The sequence below is a fragment of the Enterobacter cloacae complex sp. ECC445 genome, assembly GCF_021892025.1.
GTDB classification, from domain to species: Bacteria; Pseudomonadota; Gammaproteobacteria; order Enterobacterales; family Enterobacteriaceae; genus Enterobacter; species Enterobacter chengduensis.
In genome coordinates, this window is the sequence record NZ_JAKLRZ010000002.1 from 69,941 (window position 1) to 91,667 (window position 21,727).

General features: G+C 54.6%; 21 protein-coding genes. 12 read left to right on the plus strand and 9 right to left on the minus strand.

Annotation, left to right across the window (positions count from 1 at the left end):
- Window positions 1-159 precede the first annotated feature (159 nt).
- Together L6R44_RS01730 and crrC are read right to left on the minus strand one after the other, a co-directional pair.
- Complete coding sequence (locus tag L6R44_RS01730; RefSeq protein WP_237423021.1) at window positions 160-3,255, minus strand: multidrug efflux RND transporter permease subunit; 3,096 nt, start codon at window positions 3,253-3,255, stop codon at window positions 160-162.
- 107 nt (window positions 3,256-3,362) lie between these two features.
- A complete protein-coding gene (gene crrC, locus L6R44_RS01735; RefSeq protein WP_237423022.1) occupies window positions 3,363-3,749 on the minus strand; it encodes a colistin resistant protein CrrC in 387 nt (128 codons plus the stop codon).
- Window positions 3,750-4,017: 268 nt separating this feature from the next.
- On the opposite strand from crrC, the gene L6R44_RS01740 reads away from it, so the two are divergent.
- Together L6R44_RS01740 and L6R44_RS01745 are read left to right on the plus strand one after the other, a co-directional pair.
- Window positions 4,018-4,722 (plus strand): response regulator, encoded by a 705-nt coding sequence (locus tag L6R44_RS01740; RefSeq protein ID WP_237423023.1) that lies wholly within the window; start codon window positions 4,018-4,020, stop codon window positions 4,720-4,722.
- The gene (locus L6R44_RS01745; RefSeq protein WP_237423024.1) at window positions 4,719-5,783 is read left to right on the plus strand and encodes an ATP-binding protein; all 1,065 of its coding nucleotides are present in this window, start codon (window positions 4,719-4,721) and stop codon (window positions 5,781-5,783) included. The genes L6R44_RS01740 and L6R44_RS01745 overlap by 4 nt, the downstream gene beginning before the upstream one ends.
- Here the strand turns inward: L6R44_RS01745 and L6R44_RS01750 are convergent.
- From L6R44_RS01750 to pspF, 7 genes are all read right to left on the minus strand, one after another.
- Window positions 5,764-6,705 carry an ATP-grasp fold amidoligase family protein gene (locus L6R44_RS01750; RefSeq protein ID WP_237423025.1) on the minus strand — a complete coding sequence of 314 codons (942 nt, stop codon included), beginning with the start codon at window positions 6,703-6,705 and terminating at the stop codon, window positions 5,764-5,766. The genes L6R44_RS01745 and L6R44_RS01750 overlap by 20 nt on opposite strands.
- 147 nt (window positions 6,706-6,852) lie before the next feature.
- Complete coding sequence (gene sapF / locus L6R44_RS01755; RefSeq protein ID WP_032640942.1) at window positions 6,853-7,659, minus strand: putrescine export ABC transporter ATP-binding protein SapF; 807 nt, start codon at window positions 7,657-7,659, stop codon at window positions 6,853-6,855.
- A 1-nt stretch (window position 7,660) separates the two neighbouring features.
- The gene (gene sapD, locus L6R44_RS01760) at window positions 7,661-8,653 is read right to left on the minus strand and encodes a peptide ABC transporter ATP-binding protein SapD (protein WP_032640940.1); all 993 of its coding nucleotides are present in this window, start codon (window positions 8,651-8,653) and stop codon (window positions 7,661-7,663) included.
- Window positions 8,653-9,543 carry a putrescine export ABC transporter permease SapC gene (sapC, locus tag L6R44_RS01765; protein WP_032640939.1) on the minus strand — a complete coding sequence of 297 codons (891 nt, stop codon included), beginning with the start codon at window positions 9,541-9,543 and terminating at the stop codon, window positions 8,653-8,655. The genes sapD and sapC overlap by 1 nt, the downstream gene beginning before the upstream one ends.
- On the minus strand, window positions 9,530-10,495 hold the full coding sequence (sapB, locus tag L6R44_RS01770; RefSeq protein ID WP_237423026.1) for a putrescine export ABC transporter permease SapB: 966 nt from the start codon (window positions 10,493-10,495) through the stop codon (window positions 9,530-9,532). Before sapB ends, sapC begins: the two co-directional genes overlap by 14 nt.
- A complete protein-coding gene (gene sapA, locus L6R44_RS01775; protein WP_237423027.1) occupies window positions 10,492-12,132 on the minus strand; it encodes an ABC transporter substrate-binding protein SapA in 1,641 nt (546 codons plus the stop codon). Before sapA ends, sapB begins: the two co-directional genes overlap by 4 nt.
- Window positions 12,133-12,220: 88 nt before the next feature.
- A complete protein-coding gene (gene pspF, locus L6R44_RS01780; RefSeq protein WP_237423028.1) occupies window positions 12,221-13,198 on the minus strand; it encodes a phage shock protein operon transcriptional activator in 978 nt (325 codons plus the stop codon).
- Between the two features lie 166 nt (window positions 13,199-13,364).
- On the opposite strand from pspF, the gene pspA reads away from it, so the two are divergent.
- The 10 genes from pspA to L6R44_RS01830 all read left to right on the plus strand — a co-directional run bounded on the left by pspA (window position 13,365) and on the right by L6R44_RS01830 (window position 21,724).
- A complete protein-coding gene (gene pspA, locus L6R44_RS01785; protein WP_023617933.1) occupies window positions 13,365-14,033 on the plus strand; it encodes a phage shock protein PspA in 669 nt (222 codons plus the stop codon).
- Between the two features lie 49 nt (window positions 14,034-14,082).
- A complete protein-coding gene (gene pspB / locus L6R44_RS01790) occupies window positions 14,083-14,307 on the plus strand; it encodes an envelope stress response membrane protein PspB (RefSeq protein WP_023312045.1) in 225 nt (74 codons plus the stop codon).
- Window positions 14,307-14,666, plus strand: a complete 360-nt coding sequence (pspC, locus tag L6R44_RS01795; protein WP_023312044.1) for an envelope stress response membrane protein PspC — start codon at window positions 14,307-14,309, stop codon at window positions 14,664-14,666. The genes pspB and pspC overlap by 1 nt, the downstream gene beginning before the upstream one ends.
- A 12-nt stretch (window positions 14,667-14,678) precedes the next feature.
- Window positions 14,679-14,903 carry a phage shock protein PspD gene (gene pspD / locus L6R44_RS01800; RefSeq protein WP_023312043.1) on the plus strand — a complete coding sequence of 75 codons (225 nt, stop codon included), beginning with the start codon at window positions 14,679-14,681 and terminating at the stop codon, window positions 14,901-14,903.
- Window positions 14,904-15,099: 196 nt separating this feature from the next.
- Window positions 15,100-16,797 (plus strand): sugar phosphorylase, encoded by a 1,698-nt coding sequence (locus L6R44_RS01805; RefSeq protein WP_272930013.1) that lies wholly within the window; start codon window positions 15,100-15,102, stop codon window positions 16,795-16,797.
- 14 nt (window positions 16,798-16,811) lie between these two features.
- A complete protein-coding gene (locus L6R44_RS01810) occupies window positions 16,812-18,104 on the plus strand; it encodes an ABC transporter substrate-binding protein (RefSeq protein WP_237423030.1) in 1,293 nt (430 codons plus the stop codon).
- Between the two features lie 22 nt (window positions 18,105-18,126).
- On the plus strand, window positions 18,127-19,008 hold the full coding sequence (locus L6R44_RS01815; RefSeq protein WP_237423031.1) for a carbohydrate ABC transporter permease: 882 nt from the start codon (window positions 18,127-18,129) through the stop codon (window positions 19,006-19,008).
- The gene (locus L6R44_RS01820; RefSeq protein WP_032640920.1) at window positions 18,995-19,837 is read left to right on the plus strand and encodes a carbohydrate ABC transporter permease; all 843 of its coding nucleotides are present in this window, start codon (window positions 18,995-18,997) and stop codon (window positions 19,835-19,837) included. The genes L6R44_RS01815 and L6R44_RS01820 overlap by 14 nt, the downstream gene beginning before the upstream one ends.
- Window positions 19,838-19,865: 28 nt before the next feature.
- The gene (locus L6R44_RS01825) at window positions 19,866-20,918 is read left to right on the plus strand and encodes a zinc-dependent alcohol dehydrogenase (RefSeq protein ID WP_237423032.1); all 1,053 of its coding nucleotides are present in this window, start codon (window positions 19,866-19,868) and stop codon (window positions 20,916-20,918) included.
- 17 nt (window positions 20,919-20,935) lie between these two features.
- Window positions 20,936-21,724, plus strand: coding sequence for a sugar phosphate isomerase/epimerase family protein (locus L6R44_RS01830; protein ID WP_237423033.1), 789 nt, complete (start codon window positions 20,936-20,938; stop codon window positions 21,722-21,724).
- Window positions 21,725-21,727 lie beyond the last annotated feature (3 nt).

Genomic DNA, 21,727 nt, shown 5'->3' on the forward strand with positions numbered 1-21,727 from the left:
TTGTGTCACGATATTTCTCGCTCTTCTCTGAAGACGCCTGCCCTGAAGAATGCGCCGCGGACCCGCGGGGGCTCAAAATTTCAGCATTCGTCCAGTATATCACCCGGTATCAGCTTCGCCTCATCCAACCAGAGAGGAAGCGCGATCCCGCAGGAATATTCAGGCTTTCCTAATCTTGTCGGTTAAGCGCGCAATGACGATAAAGAAAACCGGCACGAAGAAGATCGCCAGAAGGGTGCCGCTAATCATGCCGCCAAATACGCCAGTACCGATGGCATGCTGCGTACTGTCGCTCGCGCCGCTGGCCAGCATCAACGGAACAACCCCCAGGGTAAAGGCTAGCGATGTCATCAGAATAGGGCGCAGGCGCTGGCTGGCGGCATGAATGGTCGCCTCCAGCAGGGGTTGACCCTGGTGATGAAGCTGCCGGGCAAACTCAACAATCAAAATGGCGTTCTTGGCCGACAGGCCGATAAGCGTAATCAGACCGACCTTGAAGAAAACGTCATTGGCCATGCCGGCAACCCATACGGCCACCACCGCACCGATAAGACCCAGCGGAACGACCAGCATGACCGCAAAAGGAATCGACCAGCTCTCATACAGGGCGGCGAGCACCATGAACACGACCAGTATCGACAGGACGATAAGGCCCGGAAGCTGAGATTCAGATTTTCTCTCCTGCAGCGAACTCCCGGCCCATTCGCCAGCAATGCCCTGAGGCAGGCTCCTGGACAACGCCTCCATAACCTTCATTGCGGTGCCGCTGGAGCTTCCCGACGCCGCATTTCCGGTAATGCGAAGAGCGGAATATCCCTGATAACGCGTTAACTGCTGCGGCGCAACGTTCCACGAAAGCGTGGCAAACGTCGATACCGGTACCATCTGACCCATCCGATTTTTCACTGATAAATTCAGTACCTGCGCAGGCTGCATTCGGTAGGGGGCATCGGCCTGAATAACCACCTGTTGAACGCGGCCGTTATTCGTATAGTCATTGACGTAATTTGAGCCCAGGGTAACGGAAAGCGTCTGGTTGATTTCATCAAATGAGACGCCCAATGCTTCCGCCTTTTCTCTGTCCACCTGGAGCGCAAGGCTGGTTCCTTCCGGCAACCCGTCTATGTAGACGTCACTCAGTTCGGGGCGCTGATTAGCCTGCATAACCAGCGCGTCGGCAGCGCGCTTTAGCGCTTCGTAGCCCAGTCCCGCTCTGTCCTGTACGTACCATGTGAAGCCCGAGGAGGTGCCCATATCCGAAATGGCCGGCGGGAGCAGGCTCATCGTGACCGCATCAGAGACGTTCGCCATGCTGGTCTGTATATGGTCGGCTTCATTCTGGGCGGTCGAGCCCTGACGATTTTTCCAGTCCTTCAGCGTAGTGAACGCCATAGCCGAATTCGGTCCTGAACCTGTAAAGCTAAACCCCAGAATCATAATGTTGCTTTTAATGTCCGGGCGAGCCGCAGCTTCTGCTTCAAATTTCTTAACCACATTGAGGGTGCGCTGCATCGTGGCGTCAGAAGGCAGCTGGATTGAGGACATAAAGTAGCCCTGGTCTTCATCCGGCAGAAAAGATGAGGGTAACGAAGACAATCCTAAAAACAGCGCCGCGCAAAGCGCAACGTACAGAAGCAGGATGCGCCCGGTGCGCTGCAGAACGGCACCCAGCCCGGCTTCGTAACGGGCGGTGAGCGAGCGGAAGCGCGCGTTAAACCCGACCGCGAAACTTCCGCCTCCGCGCTTTCCTGCGTTGTGCGGCTTGAGTAACGTTGCGCACAGGGCAGGCGTCAGCGTCAGGGCAAGAAACGCGGACAGCAGGATGGAGACCGCCATTGAAATACAAAACTGTCGGTAGATAATCCCAACGGATCCTTCCGCAAACCCCATGGGGATAAAGACGGCGGTCAGCACCAGCGTGATCCCTATAATCGCCGGAGTGATTTCCTGCATGGCTTGCCGCGTCGCGTCGCGGGGGGACAGGCCTTTTTCCTCCATCAGTCGCTCAACGTTTTCGACGACCACAATGGCATCATCAACGATAATCCCTATCGCGAGCACCATGCCGAACATCGTCAGAATATTGATGGAGTATCCGCTCAATAGCATCACCGTGAAGGTGCCAAGCAGTGCGACGGGGGCAACAATCGCCGGGATGAGCGTACAGCGCATCTTATGCAGAAACAGCAGCATCACCAGGAAGACCAGAACCATCGCTTCAACATATGTCTGGATAACTTTCATGATAGAAAGTTTCACAAAGGGAGCGGTATCGAACGGAACCGTGAACGCCATTCCTTCGGGCAACACCTGGGACAGCTCGTCGATGCGCGCGCGTACGCCTGACGCCGTGCTCATGGCATTGGCGCCAGGCGACAGCTGGATTGCCGCCGCCGTTGCGGGGACGCCATTCTCGCGGATACCAAAAGCGTAGCTTTGCAGACCAGATTCTATCCGGGCAATGTCGGACAATTTCAGGCGGGCGCCGGATGCGTCAGATTTCAGGGTGATATTGCTGAACGCCTCTACCGAGGAGAGCTGTCCCATGACGGTGATGGGATAGGTGACTCCTTGTCCTGCAGATGCTGGCTCATCTCCCGTTTTGCCGGGCGAAACAAGGGCATTTTGCTGGCTAACAGCGGAAAGAACGTCGCTCACCGAAAGGCCATAGCCGTGGAGCTTCATGGGATCCAACCAGATGCGCAGCGCTTTTTCGCCGCCAAACAGCTGAACTTTCCCTACGCCGGGCACGCGGCGAAGCTCGTCACTGACGTTTCTGGCAAAATAGTCGCTTAAATCGGCTTCCTCAAATTGACCTGTCGTGGACTTCAGCCCCACCATCATTAAAAAGCCAGAATTAGCGGCCTCGACGTTAATGCCGTTTTGTCTTACCGCCTGAGGCAGGCGAGGCTCGACGATCTTTATCTGATTCTGCAGATCCATCTGCGCCAGCTTGATGTCCGTGCCAGGCTTAAACGTGACCGTAATCGATGCCGAACCGGTGGTGTCACTGGATGATTCAAAGTAGAGCAAATTATCGACCCCAGATATTTCGCGTTCTATTAACGACACCACGGACGTATTCATAATATCCGGGCTGGCCCCTGGATAACTGACGGAAATAATGATGCCAGGCGGCGCTACCGCCGGATACTGCGCAACCGGCAAACGAGGAATAGACAAAACTCCCGCCAGAACGATAAAAAGCGCCACTACCCAGGCGAAAACGGGACGTTCAATAAAAAAATGAGGCATATGTCAGACTCTTGCGAGTGATTTGTACAAAATAGTGAGGTGGAGAGTCTACCGCGCGCCTGTTTAGCGGAAATGGGCGGTATATGGAGGACGTGTGGAGCAACGGTTCAAAACATCCTCATCATCAGGTAAAGCGGTGCTCCGCCAAAAAAAATGATTAAATAACACTCGTAGTAAAAGACCAGATCCTCGATATCGGGTACCGCGTTTAACAGCACGGTGAACGTAATAATAAGATAGACAAAAATCACCATCAGCCAGAAGGCAATGACGAGTAACTCAGTCAGGGCGCCGGGTTTATTTTGGATTATCAGAGAGACAACCGACAATCCGATACAGCCATAGACGATGGGGGATGAGGGGAGCGTCGACGCGACTTTCTCATCCATTGCGTGTATCAGCACCAGCCAGATATAAAGTAATCCCCACGACAGCAGAAGAAACAGAGAATATATGCCGATTTTTTTAGGAGAGAAGTATTTAGAAAGTTCCATGATCGTTATCTCAGCCAAATTCAGAAAGTCTTAAGGGACGGTGTTTATTAGTCACTCTCGGTAAAATGGGGTTATGCCTGACTAGCAATTTTGAACGGACATTGTCGAGTCTTTATTGACTGAATGTGTAGGCTGTGTGGAGAAATAACCGGATAATAAATTCAACGGGGAAATTTTCGTGTCCACGGCACTTTTTCCCAGAGGCTGTGTCTTATTGTGCTAAAGATATCTGATAGCGTGCTCAAGGGATTCTACCCACGGAGATAAAATGCACAAAAATACGCTGATCCTTGTTGTTGAAGATGAAGACGAAATCGCCGAAATCCTGATGAGTTACCTGGAGCGTTCGGAAATGAAAACGCTCAGAGCCAGGCAGGGCGAGCAGGCCATCGCCCTCAATCGCCTCCATAAACCGGATCTCATATTGCTGGACATTCACCTGCCCGTATGTGACGGCTGGAGCGTACTTACCACGCTTCGTCAGGAAAGTTCTGTTCCCGTCATTATGGTTTCCGCTCTCGATCAGGATGTCGATAAGCTCATGGGGCTGAGGCTGGGCGCGGATGATTACGTGATCAAACCCTTTAATCCGTCTGAAGTTGTCGCACGGGTTGAGGCGGTGCTGCGCAGAACCAAACCCGCGCTTCAGCAGGCGGGTTCCCTGCCGCTCAGAACGCCATTCATCACGGTCTATCCGGATGACTTCTACGTGGAAGTCACCGTGGGCACGGAGGTGATCTCCCCGGTATTAACGACGACCGAATTTAAATTACTGACTTATCTGGTGAGATATCCGCGAAAGGTTTGTTCCCGGGAAGAGTTACTCAACGCGTGTCTGCCGGAAGGTGATACGCTCGACAGAACGGTCGACAGCCACATGAGTAAGTTGCGTAAAAAACTGGAGCTTGCCGGGCTTTACGGTGTACCCGAAAGCATCAGAGGCATGGGTTACCGGCTTGGGGAAAAGAAATGAACAAAGAGTCTGTCCTGAGTCGTCAGATCTTAACGTACATGCTGTTGCTGACGTTTACGATAATCGCCATCGCCGTGCTGGGTTCCTGGTTATTTTACTCCTTCATTCTGGATCACCTTCCGGGCGGCACTGTAGCGAGCGATGACGAGCAGATGACGATGTGGGACTGGGTATGGATTGGCACCGCGACGACGATCAGCATGATTATTGCACTCTTTTTCACGGTCAAACTTTCATCGCGGATACTCACTCCGCTAAACGCGGTCGCGTCCAGCCTGAAAAGGATTTCTCAGGGCGATCTGGACGCCCGGGCATTCTGCGCCAGTTCCCGGCTGGGTGAGATCAATCACCTTGTAACGGATTTCAATGAAATGGCGGAAAAATTACAGACGCTGGATATGCACAGGAAATCCTGGAATGCCGCTATTGCGCATGAATTAAGAACCCCGGTAACGATCTTACGCGGACGGCTTCAGGGGTTGGTTGACGGTGTTTTTACTCCTGACCCGGTTCTGTTTAACAATCTTCTTAAACAGACGGAAGGGTTAACCCGTCTGATTGAAGATCTGCGGGTAATCAGTTCGGATGGTGGAGCGGGATACGCGTTATACCCGCTCAGAAGCGATCTAAAAGGGACAATACAGGATGCGCTCGATACATTCATGCCCGAGTTTAACCGTAAGGCATTTACCCTCAATGCAGAACTCAGGGATCAGCAATGCGTGTTCGATCCGTTACGCATCAATCAGTGCTTAACGGTGTTATTTGACAATGCGTTACACTATTCGACCTCACGCAAACTCATTGTGAAAAATGGCGTGTCTGACAGAGGCAATTATATCCTTATTCAGGACGGGGGGCCGGGCATTCCCAGAGAATTTCACGATCGCTTGTTTCAGCCCTTTCAGCGCGACAATGGTGCCAGACATGTGAATCCGGAAGGCTGTGGCCTGGGCCTGTCGGTGGTAAAAGCCATCATGCTTGCTCATGGTGGCGATGTTACCTATACCTTAACGACGCAAAACCACTCGATATTTAAACTCACCTGGCCCGACTCGTGACGTTCAGCGGCAGGTCAAATGCGCCTGCCGGCGATAAATGCCACATTTTTCCTAACCTGGCATCCCATTCCTGCGGCGTAATCGTCAGCTTACCGCGTTTCGGGCTTAAGGTTATTTCACTGAAATAGATATCATCGTTTTTTAGCATCAGGTCAACGCGGCAGTAATCAATGCCTTCCGCCAGCTCCTGGGCGGCCAACAACGCCTGTCGGAATAAGAGCGGTTCGCCTGGATCGACTGACATATTCGGATATTCCATCTGGAAGGGCTGCAAGTTCCAGTGTCTGTCGTAAACGTTGATAAAACCGTTGCCGTTATCATCCGTAAAATCCGCCTCAACATAGTGCGCGACGCCATGAAAGCAATGGATCCTCAGCATTTCGGGGGTTGTGTTTCTGTCTGCATCATCAAAGAGATCGACAAACGGCTCGCAAAGTATACTCGGCGTAATGTTTTTGTATTGCCATTCACGCGTGGTGTAGTACAAATTTTTCTTTAATGCGAGACTCAGTTTTTTACACGCTTCCCTGGTATTAAATTGCGCCTTATCGGTACATATTATTGTGCTGCCACTGTCATGGTTGCACTTAAGGACGAATTTATCCGGGAGGACTGAAAAATCAATCTGCGACGCCCTGGCATAAACGCCAATTAATGGCACCGTTTTCACCCGTGTTGTTCTGGCGGAAACGTATGCCCTAACGGCGAGTTTATCGGCAAGCATCGTGTAGAGAGTATTATGATCGTAGACCAGACGATGACATATTTTCTCGCTCAACGTCGTAGGTGATTTGACGTCAGGGTTTTTGCCGGATGTTTTCTTAAGCCTCACGGTATGAAAGTGCAGGTCACTTATTAAAAATGAACGACATTTTCTGATGAGGTATTCTGTATATTTGAGAACGTACGTGGTGGTATTCATTTCTTCTCCTCCGTAATGTCCGGATATTCTGGAGAAGAACTGTTGATTGATATTGCTTAAAATATGGAGCGGAGATGGAGATGAAAAAGCAAAGGATTAAACAGCGCGCAAGGGCTATTTAATCCTTTTGAACGATGCAACGTTTGTTTACCGATCTTTTCGCCATGCATCGGCGGTCAAAGCTTCGCCGAAATGGCCTGCAATCAATCGTTTTGTCAGTTCATGAAGCGGGGAGGCCATCACGTCCGCGGTGCTGCCGCGCTCGACCACTTCGCCCTGGTGCATGACCATCACCTGATCGCTGATGTGTTTCATCATGCCCAGATGTTGGGTCACGTAGATGTACGAGATCCCCTGTTTTTCCTGCAGTTCCAGCATCAGGTTAATCAGCTGCGAGCGCATCGACATATCCAGCGCGGCAAGCGCTTCATCCGCAACGATCACTTTTGGCCGCAAGATCAATGCACGCGCCAGGCCCAGACGCTGTTTCTGGCCAGGGGCCAGCATATGCGGATAGTAGCTTTCGTGGTCCGGCAGCAGTCCAACCATGCGCAGGGTTTCAACTACGCGCTTACGGCGCGCCTCTGGCTCCAGATCGGTGTTCAGACGCAGCGGAAAATCGAGGATCTGCGAGATGCGCTGGCGTGGGTTAAGGGAAGTAGACGGATCCTGGAAGATCATGCGGATGCGCTGGCTGCGGAACGAGTAATCGCCAAACGTCAGAGGATGATCGTCAATCAACACTTCCCCTGCGGTCGGTTCAACCATGCCGGCGAGCATTTTCGCCAGGGTGGATTTCCCTGAACCGTTCTCGCCGATGATCGCCAGGGTCTGTTTTTCGCGCAGCGTAAAGCTCAGCGGTTTCACCGCGTCGACGGTCTGACGATGAAACAGCCCCGTGCGGTAGCGAAAGGTCTTACTCAGGTTACGGACTTCAAGCAAGGTTTCGACCATTTCACTCTCTCTCCATGTTCAGCGGGAAATGACAGGCGTAAAGATGATTTTTGGCCCCCGTCAGGCGTGGCGTTTCAATACATTTACGCTGCGCATAGGGGCAACGCGGCCCCAGACGACAGCCTATCGGCAAAGACTCCAGCAGCGGAATCGCCCCTGGCAGGGTATTCAGTCGGCTTTTATGCGGCATCGCGCTGCCAAAATCCGGAATGGCGCGGATAAGCGCCTGGGTATACGGATGATGCGGCGCGGTGACCAGATCTTCACTCGGCGCGGTTTCGACCGTTTGCCCGCAGTACATCACGTCGATTTTATCCGCCCATTTGCTGAGCATCTGCAGGTCATGGCTGATCAGCAAAATGGTGGTGTTGTTGTTCTGGTTGAGACGCGACAGCAGGCGGAAAATTTGCGCCTGCGTGGTGGGCTCCATCGCGTTCGTCGGTTCATCTGCAATCAGCAAACGCGGCTGATTGGCTAGCGCGATGGCAATCATCACTTTCTGGCATTCACCGTCGGTCAGCTCGTAAGGGAAGCTGCGCATCGCATCTTTGTGATCTTTAATCCCGACGCGGTGCAACAGCTCGATGGCGCGTCGTTTTCGCCAGCCGAAACGCTGCCACCAGCGGCCTTTATAGGTCCAGCCGGGAATGTTCTGCATCAGCTGTTTGCCCACGCGCTCGGACGGGTCGAGACAGGACTGCGGCTCCTGGAAAATCATCGAGACGTTATGCCCAACCAGCTTGCGCCGCTCGCGGGGAGAGAGGCGCAGCAGGTCGATATCGTCGAAGCGCATGCGGTCGGCGGTGACGCGCCAGTTATCTTTCGCCACGCCGCAGATGGCTTTGGCGATCAGGCTTTTCCCCGAGCCGGATTCCCCCACCAGCCCGCGAATTTCACCCTCCGCGAGGGTAATGCTGATGCGATCGACGGCCTTAACCCAGCCTTCGCCGGTTTTGAATTCAATCGTGAGGTTGCGAATATCAAGAAGCGGCATTATTGCACCCCCGCGTTAATTGCACGGCGAATACCGTCGCCCAGCAGGTTGATCAGCAGCACGCTCACCATAATGGCCGCACCCGGCAGCATGACCGTCCACGGCGCGACGTAGATCAGCTCCAGCGCGTCGCCGAGCATCGCGCCCCATTCAGGCGAGGGCAGCTGCGCGCCGAGGTCGAGGAAGCCGAGCGCCGCGATGTCCAGAATCGCCATCGACAGGGCGCGGGTGATCTCAGTGACCAGCCCGGCGGCGATGTTCGGCAGCACGGCAAACCACAGAATGTTGAACGTCGTCGCGCCGTCCAGACGGGCGGCAACGACATACTCTTTTTCCAGCTCGTCATGCACCATGCTGTAAACCGAACGCACGATGCGGGGCAGGATAGCCAGCCAGACGGCAAACATGGCATGCGACAGATGCGGACCGGCAAAGGCAACCACAATGATTGCCAGCAGCAGCGAGGGGATCGACAGCAGCGTATCCAGAATGTGGTTAAGCACCGCCGAACGCAGGCCATGCGTAGAGCCTGCAAAAATACCGAGCCCCAGCCCACAGATCGTTGCCGCGAGCGTCACCACAAACGCGCCGCCCACCGTCGGGGCCGCACCGCTCAGCAGCCGGCTCAACACGTCACGCCCGAGGTCGTCCGTTCCCAGGAAGAAAGAGACTTCCCCGTAGCGGGACCAGGACGGCGGCAGCAGCTGATAGCCAAGGAACTGCTGGTCAATGCCATACGGCGCAAACCACGAGCCAAAGACGCACAGCAACACCAGGCCGGCGCAGCCGTAAAGGCCGACCATTGCCGTGGTATCACCATAGAATTTACGCCACACGGTACGCAGCACGCCGGGCGTGCGCTTTTCACTGTATACGCTATCGTAAGGCATACCATTCCTTATGCTTCAATGGGTTAGCCATGGCACCCAGAATATCGGACAACACGTTAACAATAATGACCAGCGAACCAATCACCATCACGCCTGCGGAAATCGCGGCGTAGTCCTGCTGGCGGATGGCGTTAATCAGCCAGCGTCCCAGGCCAGGCCAGCTAAAGACCATTTCGGTGATCATGGCCAGCGTCAGCATGGTGGAAAACTGTAATCCCAGACGCGGAATAACCGGCGGCAGGGCGTTGTGCAGGACGTTGCGGCGCAGTATGGTCAGGCGCGACAGTCCGCGCGTGGCGGCGGCTTTGACATAGTTCTGGTCAAACACCTCGATGGTGCTCAGGCGCATCAGGCGGATCACTTCGGTCGTCGGCGCAACCGCCAGCGTCAGCACCGGCAGCACCATATGGCGCAGGGCGCTGACGATCATCTCATGCCGCCACACCGAATCGGACAGCCACGCGTCGATGATGGCGAAGCCCGTCACCGATTTAACCGTATAGAGCAGGTCAAAACGGCCGGACACCGGCAGCCAGCCCAACGTCAGCGAGAAGAACAGCGTCAGCAGTAGCGCCAGCCAGAATACCGGGATGGAGAAGCCAAGCAGGGCGAGGGCGCTGATAAACTTATCCTGCCATTTGTTGCGGTAGATCCCGGCCAGCATGCCCACGGGGATCCCGACCATCAGGGCAAAGCCGAACGCCAGAATGCACAGCTCCATCGTGGCCGGAAAAACCTCTTTCAGCTGGTCGGAAATCAGCTGCCCGTTAATGCTGGACACGCCGAAATCCCAGTGCAGCAGCCCGTTGAACCAGAAGAGCCAGGCATCCCATAGCGACGACCCCTGGAGCGGCGCGTGGGGCGTGAAGTAGCTCAGGCTGAAGCCGACAAAGTTCAGGAAAAAGAGCGTCACCAGCAGTAAAAGGAGCCGACGTAAGGTAAAAATAATCATGGTTTTTTCACCTCTTGTTCTTTTTCACGCGACACGCCGGCGAACGAGGCGTTGCCGAACGGGCTCAGCACCAGGCCTTTAATATCATAACGATACGCCTGAAGACGAAGGGAAGAGGCCAGCGGCAGCACGGGCAACTCCTCGGCGAGGATCTTCTGCGCTTCATCATAGGCGTCAATACGTGAGGCCAGCTGTTGGGAAGCCAGCGCTTTTTGCAGCACGGCGTCAAACTCCCGATTACACCAGTGGGCGTAGTTGGTCTGCGAGTTTATCGCCGCACAGCTCAGCAGCGGCCGGAAGAAGCTGTCCGGATCGTTACTGTCTGTCGCCCAGCCTGTCAGGGTCAAATCATGATTCATGTCCATCAGGCGCGCCTCCTGGAAACGGCCCTCAACCGGTACGATGATCACCTTAACGCCCACCTGCGCCATGTCCGCCTGCAGCAGTTCGGCGGTCTTGAGCGGGCTCGGGTTCCACGCCTGGGAGCTGGTTGGCACCCAGAGCTGCAGCGTCAGGTTTTCCGCCCCCAGCGCCTTCAGCTGTTCACGCGCTTTTGCCGGATTGTATTCCGTAATTTTAGCTTCACCGTCATAGGCCCACGAGGCGCGCGGTAGAATTGAGGCCGCGGTTTCCGCCGTGCCGTAATAAATCGACTGCATCAGGCGCTGGTTGTTGATCGCCAGCGCCAGCGCATGACGAACGGCAGGGTTATTTAACGGCGGCTTATCGGTGTTAAAGGCCAGATAGGCGATATTCATGCCGGGGCGTAAGGTCAGACGCAGGCGGGGATCGTCGCGCAAAATGGTGAGCTGGCTGGCGGCAGGCCAGGCGAGCACGTCACATTCCCCGGTGAGCAGTTTTGACAGGCGCCCCGTTCCGCCTGAACCGAGATCGACCACCACCTGCGGCATCAGCGGCGTACCGCGCCAGAAATGCTCATGACGCTGCAGACGAATATATTGCCCGGCGCGGTACTCGGCCAGCAGGAACGGCCCGGTGCCGACAGGCTGACGATCGAGCAGCTCCTGACGATCTTTTTTCGTCAGGTTCGCCGCGTATTCCGCAGACATGACCGACGCATAGTGGGTCGCCAGATGCCAGAGGAAGGAGGCATCCGGTCGCGTCAGCGTAAATTCAACCGTCCGGTTGTCCAGCTTGCGCACGCTTTTCACGGTATCGGCAAACTGCAGGCTGTCGAAATAGGGGAAGTTGCTGCCGTTAACGTTATGCCACGGATGATTGCGGTTGAAGATGCGCTGGAAGGTAAAGACCACGTCGTCCGCGTTTAGCCTGCGCGTGGGGGTAAACCACGGCGTGCGCTGAAACGCGACGTCATCGCGCAGGTGAAAACGGTAGGTTGCGCCGTTATCCAGCACTTCCCAGCTTTCCGCCAGTTCGGGCACCAGGCGGTAGGTGTACGGGTCAACGTCAAGCAGGCGATCGTAAAGCTGCGCGGCCAGAGTATCCACGATGAGGCCGCTGCCCGCTTTTTGCGGGTTGAAGGTATCCACCTGGCCGCTTACGCAATAGACGAAGCCGCTGTCACGAATATCAGGCTGCGGCGTTTGCCCGGGCGCGGCGAAGGCCAGGCTGCTAAACAGACCGAGTGCAAAAAAGGACGATAAAACCAGACGCATAATTTTTAAGGTTTTTAGGTTCGATCTGCAAAGTGTATCGCACTTACGCCTGCTTCGTAAAAATGTCTGCGGGTAAGTGCTGATATTGTCAGCGCATTTGATGCTTTTTGAGCAATGCCCTTAACTGATGGTAGGTCAGACCCAGCAGTTCAGCCGCCCGTTTCTGGTTATATTTCGCGACCTTCAGGCTTTGCTCCAGCAGCTGTTTCTCCTGATCGTGCTGGAACTGGCGCAAATCAAGGGGGAGAGTGGGGGCATCGCCTGAAGACGGTGGCGCAGACAGCGGTGATGCGCTGCGCTGAAAAGGGTCGATAATGATGTTGTCCAGCTCCGTCTCGCTGCTGCCGTGGCGATAGACGGAACGTTCCACGACGTTTTTCAGTTCACGGATATTGCCCGGCCAGTGGTAAGCCAGCAGCGTCTCCCGCGCATAATCGCTAAAGCCGGGGAACAGAGGCAGCCCAAGCTCGCGGCACATCTGAATCGCGAACTGGTCTGCCAGCAGCATGATGTCGCTTTTTCGCTCGCGCAGCGGAGGAAGCTGAACGACGTCAAAGGCCAGACGATCGAGCAGATCGGCGCGGAATTTCTCCTCTGCTACCATTTCCGGCAGGTTGGCGTTGGTCGCACAGACCAGGCGCACGTTGACCTGCAGCGGCTGGCTGCCGCCGACGCGCTCCAGCTCGCCGTATTCAATCACGCGCAGCAGTTTTTCCTGCACCAGCATGGGCGCGGTGGCCAGTTCATCAAGGAACAGCGTACCGCCGTCGGCGCGCTCAAAGCGTCCGGGATGGCGTTTCTGGGCACCGGTAAACGCGCCCGCCTCATGGCCGAAGAGTTCGGTGTCGAGAAGGTTTTCATTCAGCGCCGCGCAGTTAAGGGAAATGAAGGGACCATCCCAGCGTCCGGATAGGTAATGCAGACGGTTGGCTATCAGCTCTTTCCCCGTCCCGCGTTCACCAATGATCAGCACCGGCTTATTGAGTGGCGCCAGGCGAGAAACCTGCTCCAGCACTTCCAGAAAGCTGTTCGCTTCGCCAAGTAAATTGTCTTTATATCCGGGCATGATGAAATTAACCACTCCTTAGCGATATTCACCAGGCAAGAATAGTTCTTCATTGCCTGAAAATCAATCAGGCTCAGTGAAATCAATAAGATAAAAAGTTGGCATGATGTTTGTATTATCTGTACAGCAGGGCATCGCCCGATAACAGAACTATGAGGATTTGATTATGGGTATTTTTTCTCGTTTTGCCGACATCGTGAACGCCAACATCAACTCGCTGCTTGAGAAAGCGGAAGATCCGCAGAAGCTGGTACGGCTGATGATTCAGGAGATGGAAGACACGCTGGTTGAAGTGCGTTCTACCTCCGCCCGCGCGCTGGCGGAGAAAAAACAGCTTACGCGTCGTATTGAACAGGCCACCGCTCAGCTGAACGAATGGCAGGAAAAAGCGGAGCTTGCGCTGCGCAAAGATAAAGAGGATCTGGCCCGCGCGGCGCTGATCGAAAAACAGAAGCTGGCGGATATGGTCGCGACGCTGGAGCATGAAGTGACGCTGGTGGACGATACGCTCACCCGCATGAAGAAAGAGATTGGCGAGCTGGAGAACAAGCTGAGCGAAACCCGCGCGCGTCAGCAGGCGCTGACCCTGCGTCACCAGGCGGCAAGCTCATCCCGCGACGTGCGCCGCCAGCTGGACAGCGGTAAGCTTGATGAAGCGATGGCGCGTTTTGAATCGTTTGAACGTCGTATCGATCAGATGGAGGCGGAAGCCGAGAGCCACGGCATCGGCAAGCAGAAGTCGCTGGATCAGCAGTTTGCCGACCTGAAGGCCGATGACGAAATCAGCGAGCAGCTGGCGGCACTGAAAGCCAAAATGAAGCAAGACAACCAATAATAATGCCTGCGGCACCTGAGCGTGCCGCATCGTAAGACAAGGAGTACACATGAGCGCGCTATTTCTGGCTATTCCCCTGACAATTTTCGTGCTGTTCGTTTTGCCGATTTGGCTATGGCTGCACTACAGCAACCGTTCCTCACGGGGCGAACTTTCCCAGAGTGAACAACAGCGTCTGGTACAGCTCTCCGATGAGGCGAACAAAATGCGCGAACGTATTCAGGCGCTGGAAGCCATTCTCGATGCTGAGCATCCAAACTGGAGGGACCGCTAATGTCTGGACTGAACCTGAACAAAAAGCTGTGGCGTATTCCACAGCAGGGCATGGTGCGCGGCGTTTGTGCCGGACTGGCGCATTATCTTGATGTCCCGGTTAAGCTGGTGCGCGTGGTCGCGGTGCTATCGATCTTCTTTGGTCTGGCCTTTATTACCCTGGTGGCATATATCGTCCTGTCGTTTGTTCTGGACCCGATGCCGGAAGGCGAACTGGCTGCGGAAGGTGCTCCCACCAGCAGCGATCTTCTCAATGCCGTTGATGAACAACTCGCCGCCGGTGAGAAGCGGCTGCGGGAAATGGAGCGCTATGTCACGTCGGATACCTTTACGCTGAGAAGCCGTTTTCGTCAGCTTTAAGAGAGAAATGAGATGAAACAACACTGGCAACAGGCCGGTCAGAAGGTAAAGCCCGGCCTGAAAATCGCAGGTAAACTGGTCCTGCTGACCGCGTTACGTTTCGGCCCGGCAGGCGTGGCGGGCTGGGCGATAAAATCCGTTGCCCGCAAGCCGGTCAGAATGGTGCTGGCGGTAGCGCTCGAACCGCTGTTACAAAAGGTGGCAAAACGGCTTTCTCGCCGCTACTTATCCCAATAATTCCCGCTGGCGTGAGTCCTTTCCCTTCGGGAGAGGGACTCACGACGGTTAACCGCGTTTTCTCTTCTCCCCGTGCTTTCTTTGCGGCAGCTCACACTATTGTATTGAGCTGCTTTGCAAATACCATTTTCTCCCAACCGTTCCGTTGACAGATATTTTTCATGGGAGTAGATTGCCACTCCGTGGGACCGCTACCATGGAAAATGAAATGAACGAAAAAATTAAGGCACTCATTAATCTTGTTTATGGAAAAACGTTTTCCGAAGCCCATCTTAATGCGCTGCTGGAAAATATTGGAAAGGCCGCGTCCGTTATTACTGAAAAACGTAAGGCGGGTTGGGATGAGAAAGACGTTGTTTTGATTACCTACGCCGATCAGTTTTCAGCGAAAGGGGAGAAAGCACTCCCGGTTTTTACACGTTTTTATAACAAATGGCTTTCTCATTCTTTTTCTCATGTCCATCTTTTGCCTTTTTATCCATGGTCTTCAGACGACGGGTTTTCTGTCATTGATTATCATGAAGTTGCGCCTGAAACGGGAACGTGGCGAGATGTTGCTGAATTAAAACGATCAGCCAGTTTGATGTTTGATTTCGTCTGCAATCATATGTCGGCCAAAAGTCCCTGGTTTGCTAATTATCTGAAGCAAACGCCAGGGTATGACGATTTCTTTATTTCTGTCGATCCAGAAACCGACTTATCCGCCGTTACGCGTCCGCGTGCCTTACCGCTGCTTACGCCTTTTACCCTGCAAGATGGCAGCGTGCGGCACCTGTGGACCACCTTCAGCGAGGACCAGGTTGACCTCAACTTCGCCTCTCCGCAGGTGCTGATCGCAATGGTCGACGTGCTGCTGCATTACCTGATTGAAGGGGCGCGGTACATCCGTCTGGATGCGGTGGGCTTCATGTGGAAAATACCCGGAACAAACTGCATCCACCTTGAGCAAACCCACCGGCTCATCCAGCTTTTCCGTGCCATTACCGAGGCTGTCGCGCCGGGAACGGTAATCATCACCGAGACGAACGTGCCGCATAAAGATAACGTCTCTTACTTCGGTGACGGCCAAAATGAAGCGCAGATGGTTTATCAGTTCTCGTTGCCCCCGCTGGTGCTGCATGCGGTGCATGCTCAGGACGTCCGCACGCTCAGCCAGTGGGCAGCGTCGCTTGCGTTACCTTCCACGAAAACCACCTGGTTTAACTTCCTGGCCTCGCATGACGGAATTGGTCTGAATCCGTTACGCGGCATTTTACCCGAGTCGGAAATCCTTTCGCTGGTCGAGAAACTTCAGGCTGAAGGGGCATTGGTCAACTGGAAAAATAACCCGGATGGTACGCGCAGCCCTTATGAAATTAATGTGACCTATCTGGATGCATTAAGTCCGCGCGACGGTCTTGATAGCGACCGGATTGCCCGGTTTATTCTGGCCCATGCCGTCCTGTTAAGCTTCCCCGGCGTGCCTGCGATTTATATCCAGAGTATTCTCGGCTCCCGTAATGATTATGCCGGCGTTGAGCGCCTGGGATACAACCGCGCGATAAATCGTGAGAAATACGCTGCAGGACAAATTGATAGTGCGCTTGAGGATAAAAATAGCCTGCGTTCTCAGGTTTATTCCTCATTAAGCCAGCTAATCGCGCTGCGTCGGGCGGAAAAAGCATTCCATCCTGACAGTGAGGCTTATTTTAGCGCGTCAGGTGAACATGTTCTAAAAATACTCCGCGTGGCGAGTGGTGGTGAAAAAATAACGGCGCTGTTTAATTTCAGTGATGGCATTCAAACGGTGGAGTCCGTTATTCAGTCCGGAAAAGAATTGATTACTGGGAAAGATATTACAGATAAAACGCTGACCCTATATCCATGGCAGGTGCTTTGGATTAAAGAAAACTAAAAAGGACCTTAAAAATGAAAATGCCCCGAATTGTGCTGATATCAGCACTGGTTTCGTGCGCCTTGCTGTCAGGATGCAAGGATGACAAAAAATCTGCCGTCACCATTGAGTTTATGCACTCGTCGGTCGAGCAGGAGCGCCAGGCGGTTATCACGAAGCTGATCGAAAAATTCGAGAAAGAGAACCCCGGCATCACGGTGAAACAGGTGCCGGTAGAAGAGGATGCCTACAACACCAAGGTCATTACGCTCGCCAGAACGGGCGCGCTGCCTGAGGTGATTGAAGTCAGCCATGACTACGCGAAGGTCATGGATAAGGAACAGCTGCTGGATCGCAAGGCGATTGGCGAAGCCATTAAAGCGGTCGGCGAGAACACCTTCTATGACGGCATATTGCGTGTTGTTCGCACGGAAGACGGTTCTGCCTGGACAGGGGTACCCGTCAGTGCCTGGCTATCCGGCGTCTGGTATCACAAGGATGTGCTTGCAGCAGCCGGTATTGAGGAACCGCATAACTGGGAGCAGCTTCTGCAAGCCAGCCAGCGCCTGAACGATCCGGCCAAAAAACATTACGGCATTGCGCTGCCCACTGCGGAAAGCGTCATGACCGAACAGGCATTCTCCCAGTTTGCGCTTTCCGGCGGGGCGAACGTGTTTGATGCCAACGGGACCGTCGACATCAATACCCCTGAAATGGCGAAAGCCCTGGCGTTTTATAAAGCCCTGGCCGCGACCACCATGCCGGGCTCAAACGACGTCATGGAGATCAAAGATGCCTTTATGAATGGGTCTGCGCCGATGGCGGTTTACTCCACCTACATCCTGCCGGCGGTATTCCAGGATGGAAACCCTGCCAGCCTGGGCTTCGTCGTCCCAACAGAAACATCTTCTGCCGTTTACGGCATGGTCACGTCGCTGACGATTACCACTGGTCAAACCGAAGAGGAAACTCAGGCGGCTGAAAAATTTGTGACCTGGATGGAGCAGGCCCAAAACGCAACCGACTGGGTCATGATGTCGCCCGGCGCGGCGCTGCCGGTGAACAAGCTCGTGGTGGGCACCGATACCTGGAAAAACAACGAGGTCATTAAAGCCTTTGGGCAACTGCCTTACGAACTGATTGCGCAGTTTCCGAACGTTCAGGTTTTTGGCGCGGTGGGCGACAAAAACTTCACGCGCATGGGCGATGTTACCGGGTCCGGCATTATCAGCTCCATGGTGCATAACGTCACGGTGGGAAAACACGATCTCAGCGCCACGCTTAGCGACAGCCAGAAGCGTCTGACTGACCTGATGTCACAACGATAGGAGCGCTCTGCGGAAGGAAATTATGAAGACGTTGTTTTCTGGTCGTTCAGATATGCCTTTCGCCATGCTGCTGTTGGCCCCCAGCCTGATTTTGCTGGGGGGCCTGGTGGCCTGGCCAATGATTTCCAATATTGAAATCAGTTTCTTACGACTGCCGCTTAACCCGCGTATTGATGCGGTGTTCGTCGGGCTCGATAACTACATCCGCATTCTCGGGGATGCTGCGTTCTGGCACTCGCTGTGGATGACGTGCTGGTACACCGCGCTGGTGGTCATCGGCAGCACGGGGTTGGGACTCGCGGTTGCGATCTTCTTTAACCGAGAATTCCGCATGCGCAAAACGGCACGTTCGCTGGTGATTTTGTCCTACGTCACCCCGTCCATCTCGCTGGTGTTTGCGTGGAAATACATGTTCAACAACGGCTACGGCATCGTGAACTATCTGGGCGTAGACCTGCTGCATCTGTATGACCAGGCGCCGCTGTGGTTCGACAACCCTGGCAGCAGTTTTGTGCTGGTGGTGCTGTTCGCCATCTGGCGTTACTTCCCGTACGCGTTCATTTCGTTCCTGGCGATTTTACAGACCATTGATAAGTCACTGTACGAAGCGGCGGAAATGGACGGGGCGAATGCCTGGCAGCGTTTTCGTATCGTCACGCTGCCCGCGATTATGCCGGTGCTGGCAACGGTGGTCACGCTGAGAACCATCTGGATGTTCTACATGTTTGCGGATGTCTACCTGTTGACGACCAAGGTCGATATTTTGGGCGTCTATCTCTACAAAACCGCGTTCGCGTTCAACGATTTAGGCAAGGCGGCGGCGATTTCCGTGGTGCTGTTTGTGATCATCTTCGCGGTGATTCTGCTGACCAGAAAAAGGGTAAACCTCAATGGCAACAAATAAACGCGTCCTTAACCGTATTGGTTTTTATCTCGGGCTGGCGGTGTTTCTGGTCATCACGCTGTTTCCGTTCTTCGTGATGCTCATGACGTCGTTTAAGAGTGCGAAAGAGGCGATATCGCTTAGCCCGACCATTTTGCCGCAGGCCTGGACGCTGCAGCATTACGTCGACATCTTTAACCCGCTGATCTTCCCGTTTGTGGACTATTTCAGAAACAGCATGGTGGTGTCGCTGACCTCCTCGGTGATTGCCGTGTTTCTCGGCACGCTGGGGGCTTACGCGCTGTCCAAGCTGCGTTTTAAGGGTCGCACGACGATCAACGCGAGTTTTTACACCGTCTACATGTTCTCCGGGATACTGCTGGTGGTGCCGCTGTTCAAAATCATCACTGCCCTTGGGATCTACGACACCGAGCTGGCGCTGATTATCACCATGGTGACCCAAACGTTACCGACAGCGGTGTTCATGCTGCGCAGCTATTTCGACACCATCCCGGACGAAATCGAAGAAGCCGCGATGATGGACGGCCTGAACCGCCTGCAAATCATCTTTCGAATCACCGTACCGCTGGCGATTTCCGGGCTGGTATCGGTGTTTGTCTACTGCTTTATGGTGGCGTGGAACGACTACCTGTTTGCGTCCATTTTCCTGTCCAGCGCCAGCAATTTCACGTTGCCGGTCGGGCTGAACACGCTCTTTAGCACGCCGGATTATATCTGGGGTCGCATGATGGCGGCATCGCTGGTGACGGCGCTTCCGGTGGTCATCATGTACGCCCTGTCTGAACGTTTTATTAAAAGTGGTTTGACCGCCGGTGGCGTGAAGGGCTGAGGCGGCCAATTTTAACAAGGAGTCAGTCATGAAAAAGTTAGTTGCGACAGCGCCACGCGTGGCGGCGCTGGTGGAATATGAAGATCGTCCGGTTGCCGGTCATGAAGTGAAAATTCGTGCCCGCTTCGGCGCGCCGAAACACGGTACCGAAGTGGTGGATTTCCGCGCCGCAAGCCCGTTTATTGACGAAGAGTTCAACGCGGAGTGGCAAATGTTTACCCCGCGTGAAGAGGGCGCCGCGCGCGGGATCGAATTCGGTAAGTTCCTGCTGGGCAATATGATCGTCGGCGACATTATCGAATGCGGCGCTGACGTCACGGACTACCAGACGGGCGATCGCGTCTGCTGCTACGGTCCGCTGCAGGAGACGGTTATCGTCAACGCGGTGAACAACTATAAGCTGCGCAAAATGCCGCAGGGCGCCTCCTGGAAAAACGCCGTTTGCTACGATCCCGCGCAGTTCGCCATGAGCGGCGTGCGCGATGCCAACGTGCGGGTCGGAGATTTTGTGGTGGTGGTCGGTCTGGGTGCCATCGGACAGATAGCGATCCAGCTGGCGAAAAAAGCCGGTGCGTCAGTCGTCATCGGCGTCGATCCTATCGAACACCGCTGTGAGATCGCCCGCCGTCATGGTGCGGACCACTGCCTGAACCCCATCGGCACGGACGTCGGTCTGGAAATCAAAAAGCTGACCGGGAAGCAGGGCGCGGACGTGATCATCGAGACCAGCGGCTTTGCAGATGCCCTGCAGTCCGCGCTGCGCGGCCTCGCCTACGGCGGCACTATCTCCTACGTTGCGTTCGCAAAACCGTTCGCGGAAGGCTTCAATCTGGGGCGCGAAGCGCACTTCAACAACGCGAAGATTGTCTTCTCCCGCGCCTGCAGTGAGCCAAACCCGGACTACCCGCGCTGGAGCCGCAAGCGTATTGAAGAAACCTGCTGGAAACTGCTGATGAACGGTTATCTGAATTGTGACGATCTGATCGACCCGGTCGTGGCCTTCACCAGCAGCGCTGAAAGCTATATGAAATATGTCGATCGGCACCCGGAACTGAGCATCAAAATGGGCGTCACTTTTTAAGCTAAGGAGAGCAAATCATGAAAATCGCAACACAGAACCAGGCCTTTTTCCCGGCCAACATCATGGAAAAATTCGAGTACATCAAAGCGATGGGTTTTGATGGCTATGAAATTGACGGCAGGCTGCTGGTGGAAAACCTCGCCGAGGTAAAAGCGGCGATTAAGGCCACCGGCCTGCCGGTGACGACGGCCTGCGGTGGATACGATGGCTGGATCGGCGACTTCATCGAAGAGCGCCGTCTGAACGGATTACAGCAGATTGAGCGCATTCTGGACGCGCTGGCTGAAGTGGGCGGTAAGGGCATTATCGTGCCTGCCGCCTGGGGAATGTTTACCTTCCGTTTGCCGCCAATGACCTCACCACGCAGTCTCGAAGGAGACCGCAAAGCGGTGAGTGCGTCGCTGCGCTGGCTGGATGAGGTGGCTGCGCGCACCGGCACCACCGTCTACCTGGAGCCGCTGAACCGCTATCAGGACCACATGATTAACACCCTGGCTGACGCGCGTCGCTATATTGAAGAGAACGATCTCAATCACGTGCAGATCATCGGCGATTTCTATCATATGAACATTGAAGAAGACTCGCTGACGGACGCGCTGCATCAGCACCGCGATCTGCTGGGCCATGTGCACATCGCGGATAACCACCGCTACCAGCCGGGCAGCGGCAGCCTCGATTTTGCCAGCCTGTTCGATCGGCTGCGTGCCGATAATTACCAGGGTTACGTGGTGTATGAGTGCCGCGTTCGCGCCGAGGATCCGGCCCAGGCATACCGGGACTCACTCATTTATCTGCGTAAATGCTAAGGA

Excerpts from the sequence above, each read along its gene's own strand:
- sapC (WP_032640939.1), bottom strand. The coding sequence starts at position 9,543 with ATGCCTTACGATAGCGTATACAGTGAAAAGCGCACGCCCGGCGTGCTG.
- L6R44_RS01825 (WP_237423032.1), top strand. The coding sequence starts at position 19,866 with ATGAAAAAGTTAGTTGCGACAGCGCCACGCGTGGCGGCGCTGGTGGAA.
- pspD (WP_023312043.1), top strand. The coding sequence starts at position 14,679 with ATGAAACAACACTGGCAACAGGCCGGTCAGAAGGTAAAGCCCGGCCTG.
- L6R44_RS01740 (WP_237423023.1), top strand. The coding sequence starts at position 4,018 with ATGCACAAAAATACGCTGATCCTTGTTGTTGAAGATGAAGACGAAATC.
- pspB (WP_023312045.1), top strand. The coding sequence starts at position 14,083 with ATGAGCGCGCTATTTCTGGCTATTCCCCTGACAATTTTCGTGCTGTTC.
- crrC (WP_237423022.1), bottom strand. The coding sequence starts at position 3,749 with ATGGAACTTTCTAAATACTTCTCTCCTAAAAAAATCGGCATATATTCT.
- L6R44_RS01820 (WP_032640920.1), top strand. The coding sequence starts at position 18,995 with ATGGCAACAAATAAACGCGTCCTTAACCGTATTGGTTTTTATCTCGGG.
- L6R44_RS01730 (WP_237423021.1), bottom strand. The coding sequence starts at position 3,255 with ATGCCTCATTTTTTTATTGAACGTCCCGTTTTCGCCTGGGTAGTGGCG.
- L6R44_RS01815 (WP_237423031.1), top strand. The coding sequence starts at position 18,127 with ATGAAGACGTTGTTTTCTGGTCGTTCAGATATGCCTTTCGCCATGCTG.
- L6R44_RS01805 (WP_272930013.1), top strand. The coding sequence starts at position 15,100 with ATGGAAAATGAAATGAACGAAAAAATTAAGGCACTCATTAATCTTGTT.
- L6R44_RS01745 (WP_237423024.1), top strand. The coding sequence starts at position 4,719 with ATGAACAAAGAGTCTGTCCTGAGTCGTCAGATCTTAACGTACATGCTG.
- sapB (WP_237423026.1), bottom strand. The coding sequence starts at position 10,495 with ATGATTATTTTTACCTTACGTCGGCTCCTTTTACTGCTGGTGACGCTC.
- pspF (WP_237423028.1), bottom strand. The coding sequence starts at position 13,198 with ATGCCCGGATATAAAGACAATTTACTTGGCGAAGCGAACAGCTTTCTG.
- L6R44_RS01810 (WP_237423030.1), top strand. The coding sequence starts at position 16,812 with ATGAAAATGCCCCGAATTGTGCTGATATCAGCACTGGTTTCGTGCGCC.
- sapF (WP_032640942.1), bottom strand. The coding sequence starts at position 7,659 with ATGGTCGAAACCTTGCTTGAAGTCCGTAACCTGAGTAAGACCTTTCGC.
- sapA (WP_237423027.1), bottom strand. The coding sequence starts at position 12,132 with ATGCGTCTGGTTTTATCGTCCTTTTTTGCACTCGGTCTGTTTAGCAGC.
- sapD (WP_032640940.1), bottom strand. The coding sequence starts at position 8,653 with ATGCCGCTTCTTGATATTCGCAACCTCACGATTGAATTCAAAACCGGC.
- L6R44_RS01830 (WP_237423033.1), top strand. The coding sequence starts at position 20,936 with ATGAAAATCGCAACACAGAACCAGGCCTTTTTCCCGGCCAACATCATG.
- pspC (WP_023312044.1), top strand. The coding sequence starts at position 14,307 with ATGTCTGGACTGAACCTGAACAAAAAGCTGTGGCGTATTCCACAGCAG.
- L6R44_RS01750 (WP_237423025.1), bottom strand. The coding sequence starts at position 6,705 with ATGAATACCACCACGTACGTTCTCAAATATACAGAATACCTCATCAGA.
- pspA (WP_023617933.1), top strand. The coding sequence starts at position 13,365 with ATGGGTATTTTTTCTCGTTTTGCCGACATCGTGAACGCCAACATCAAC.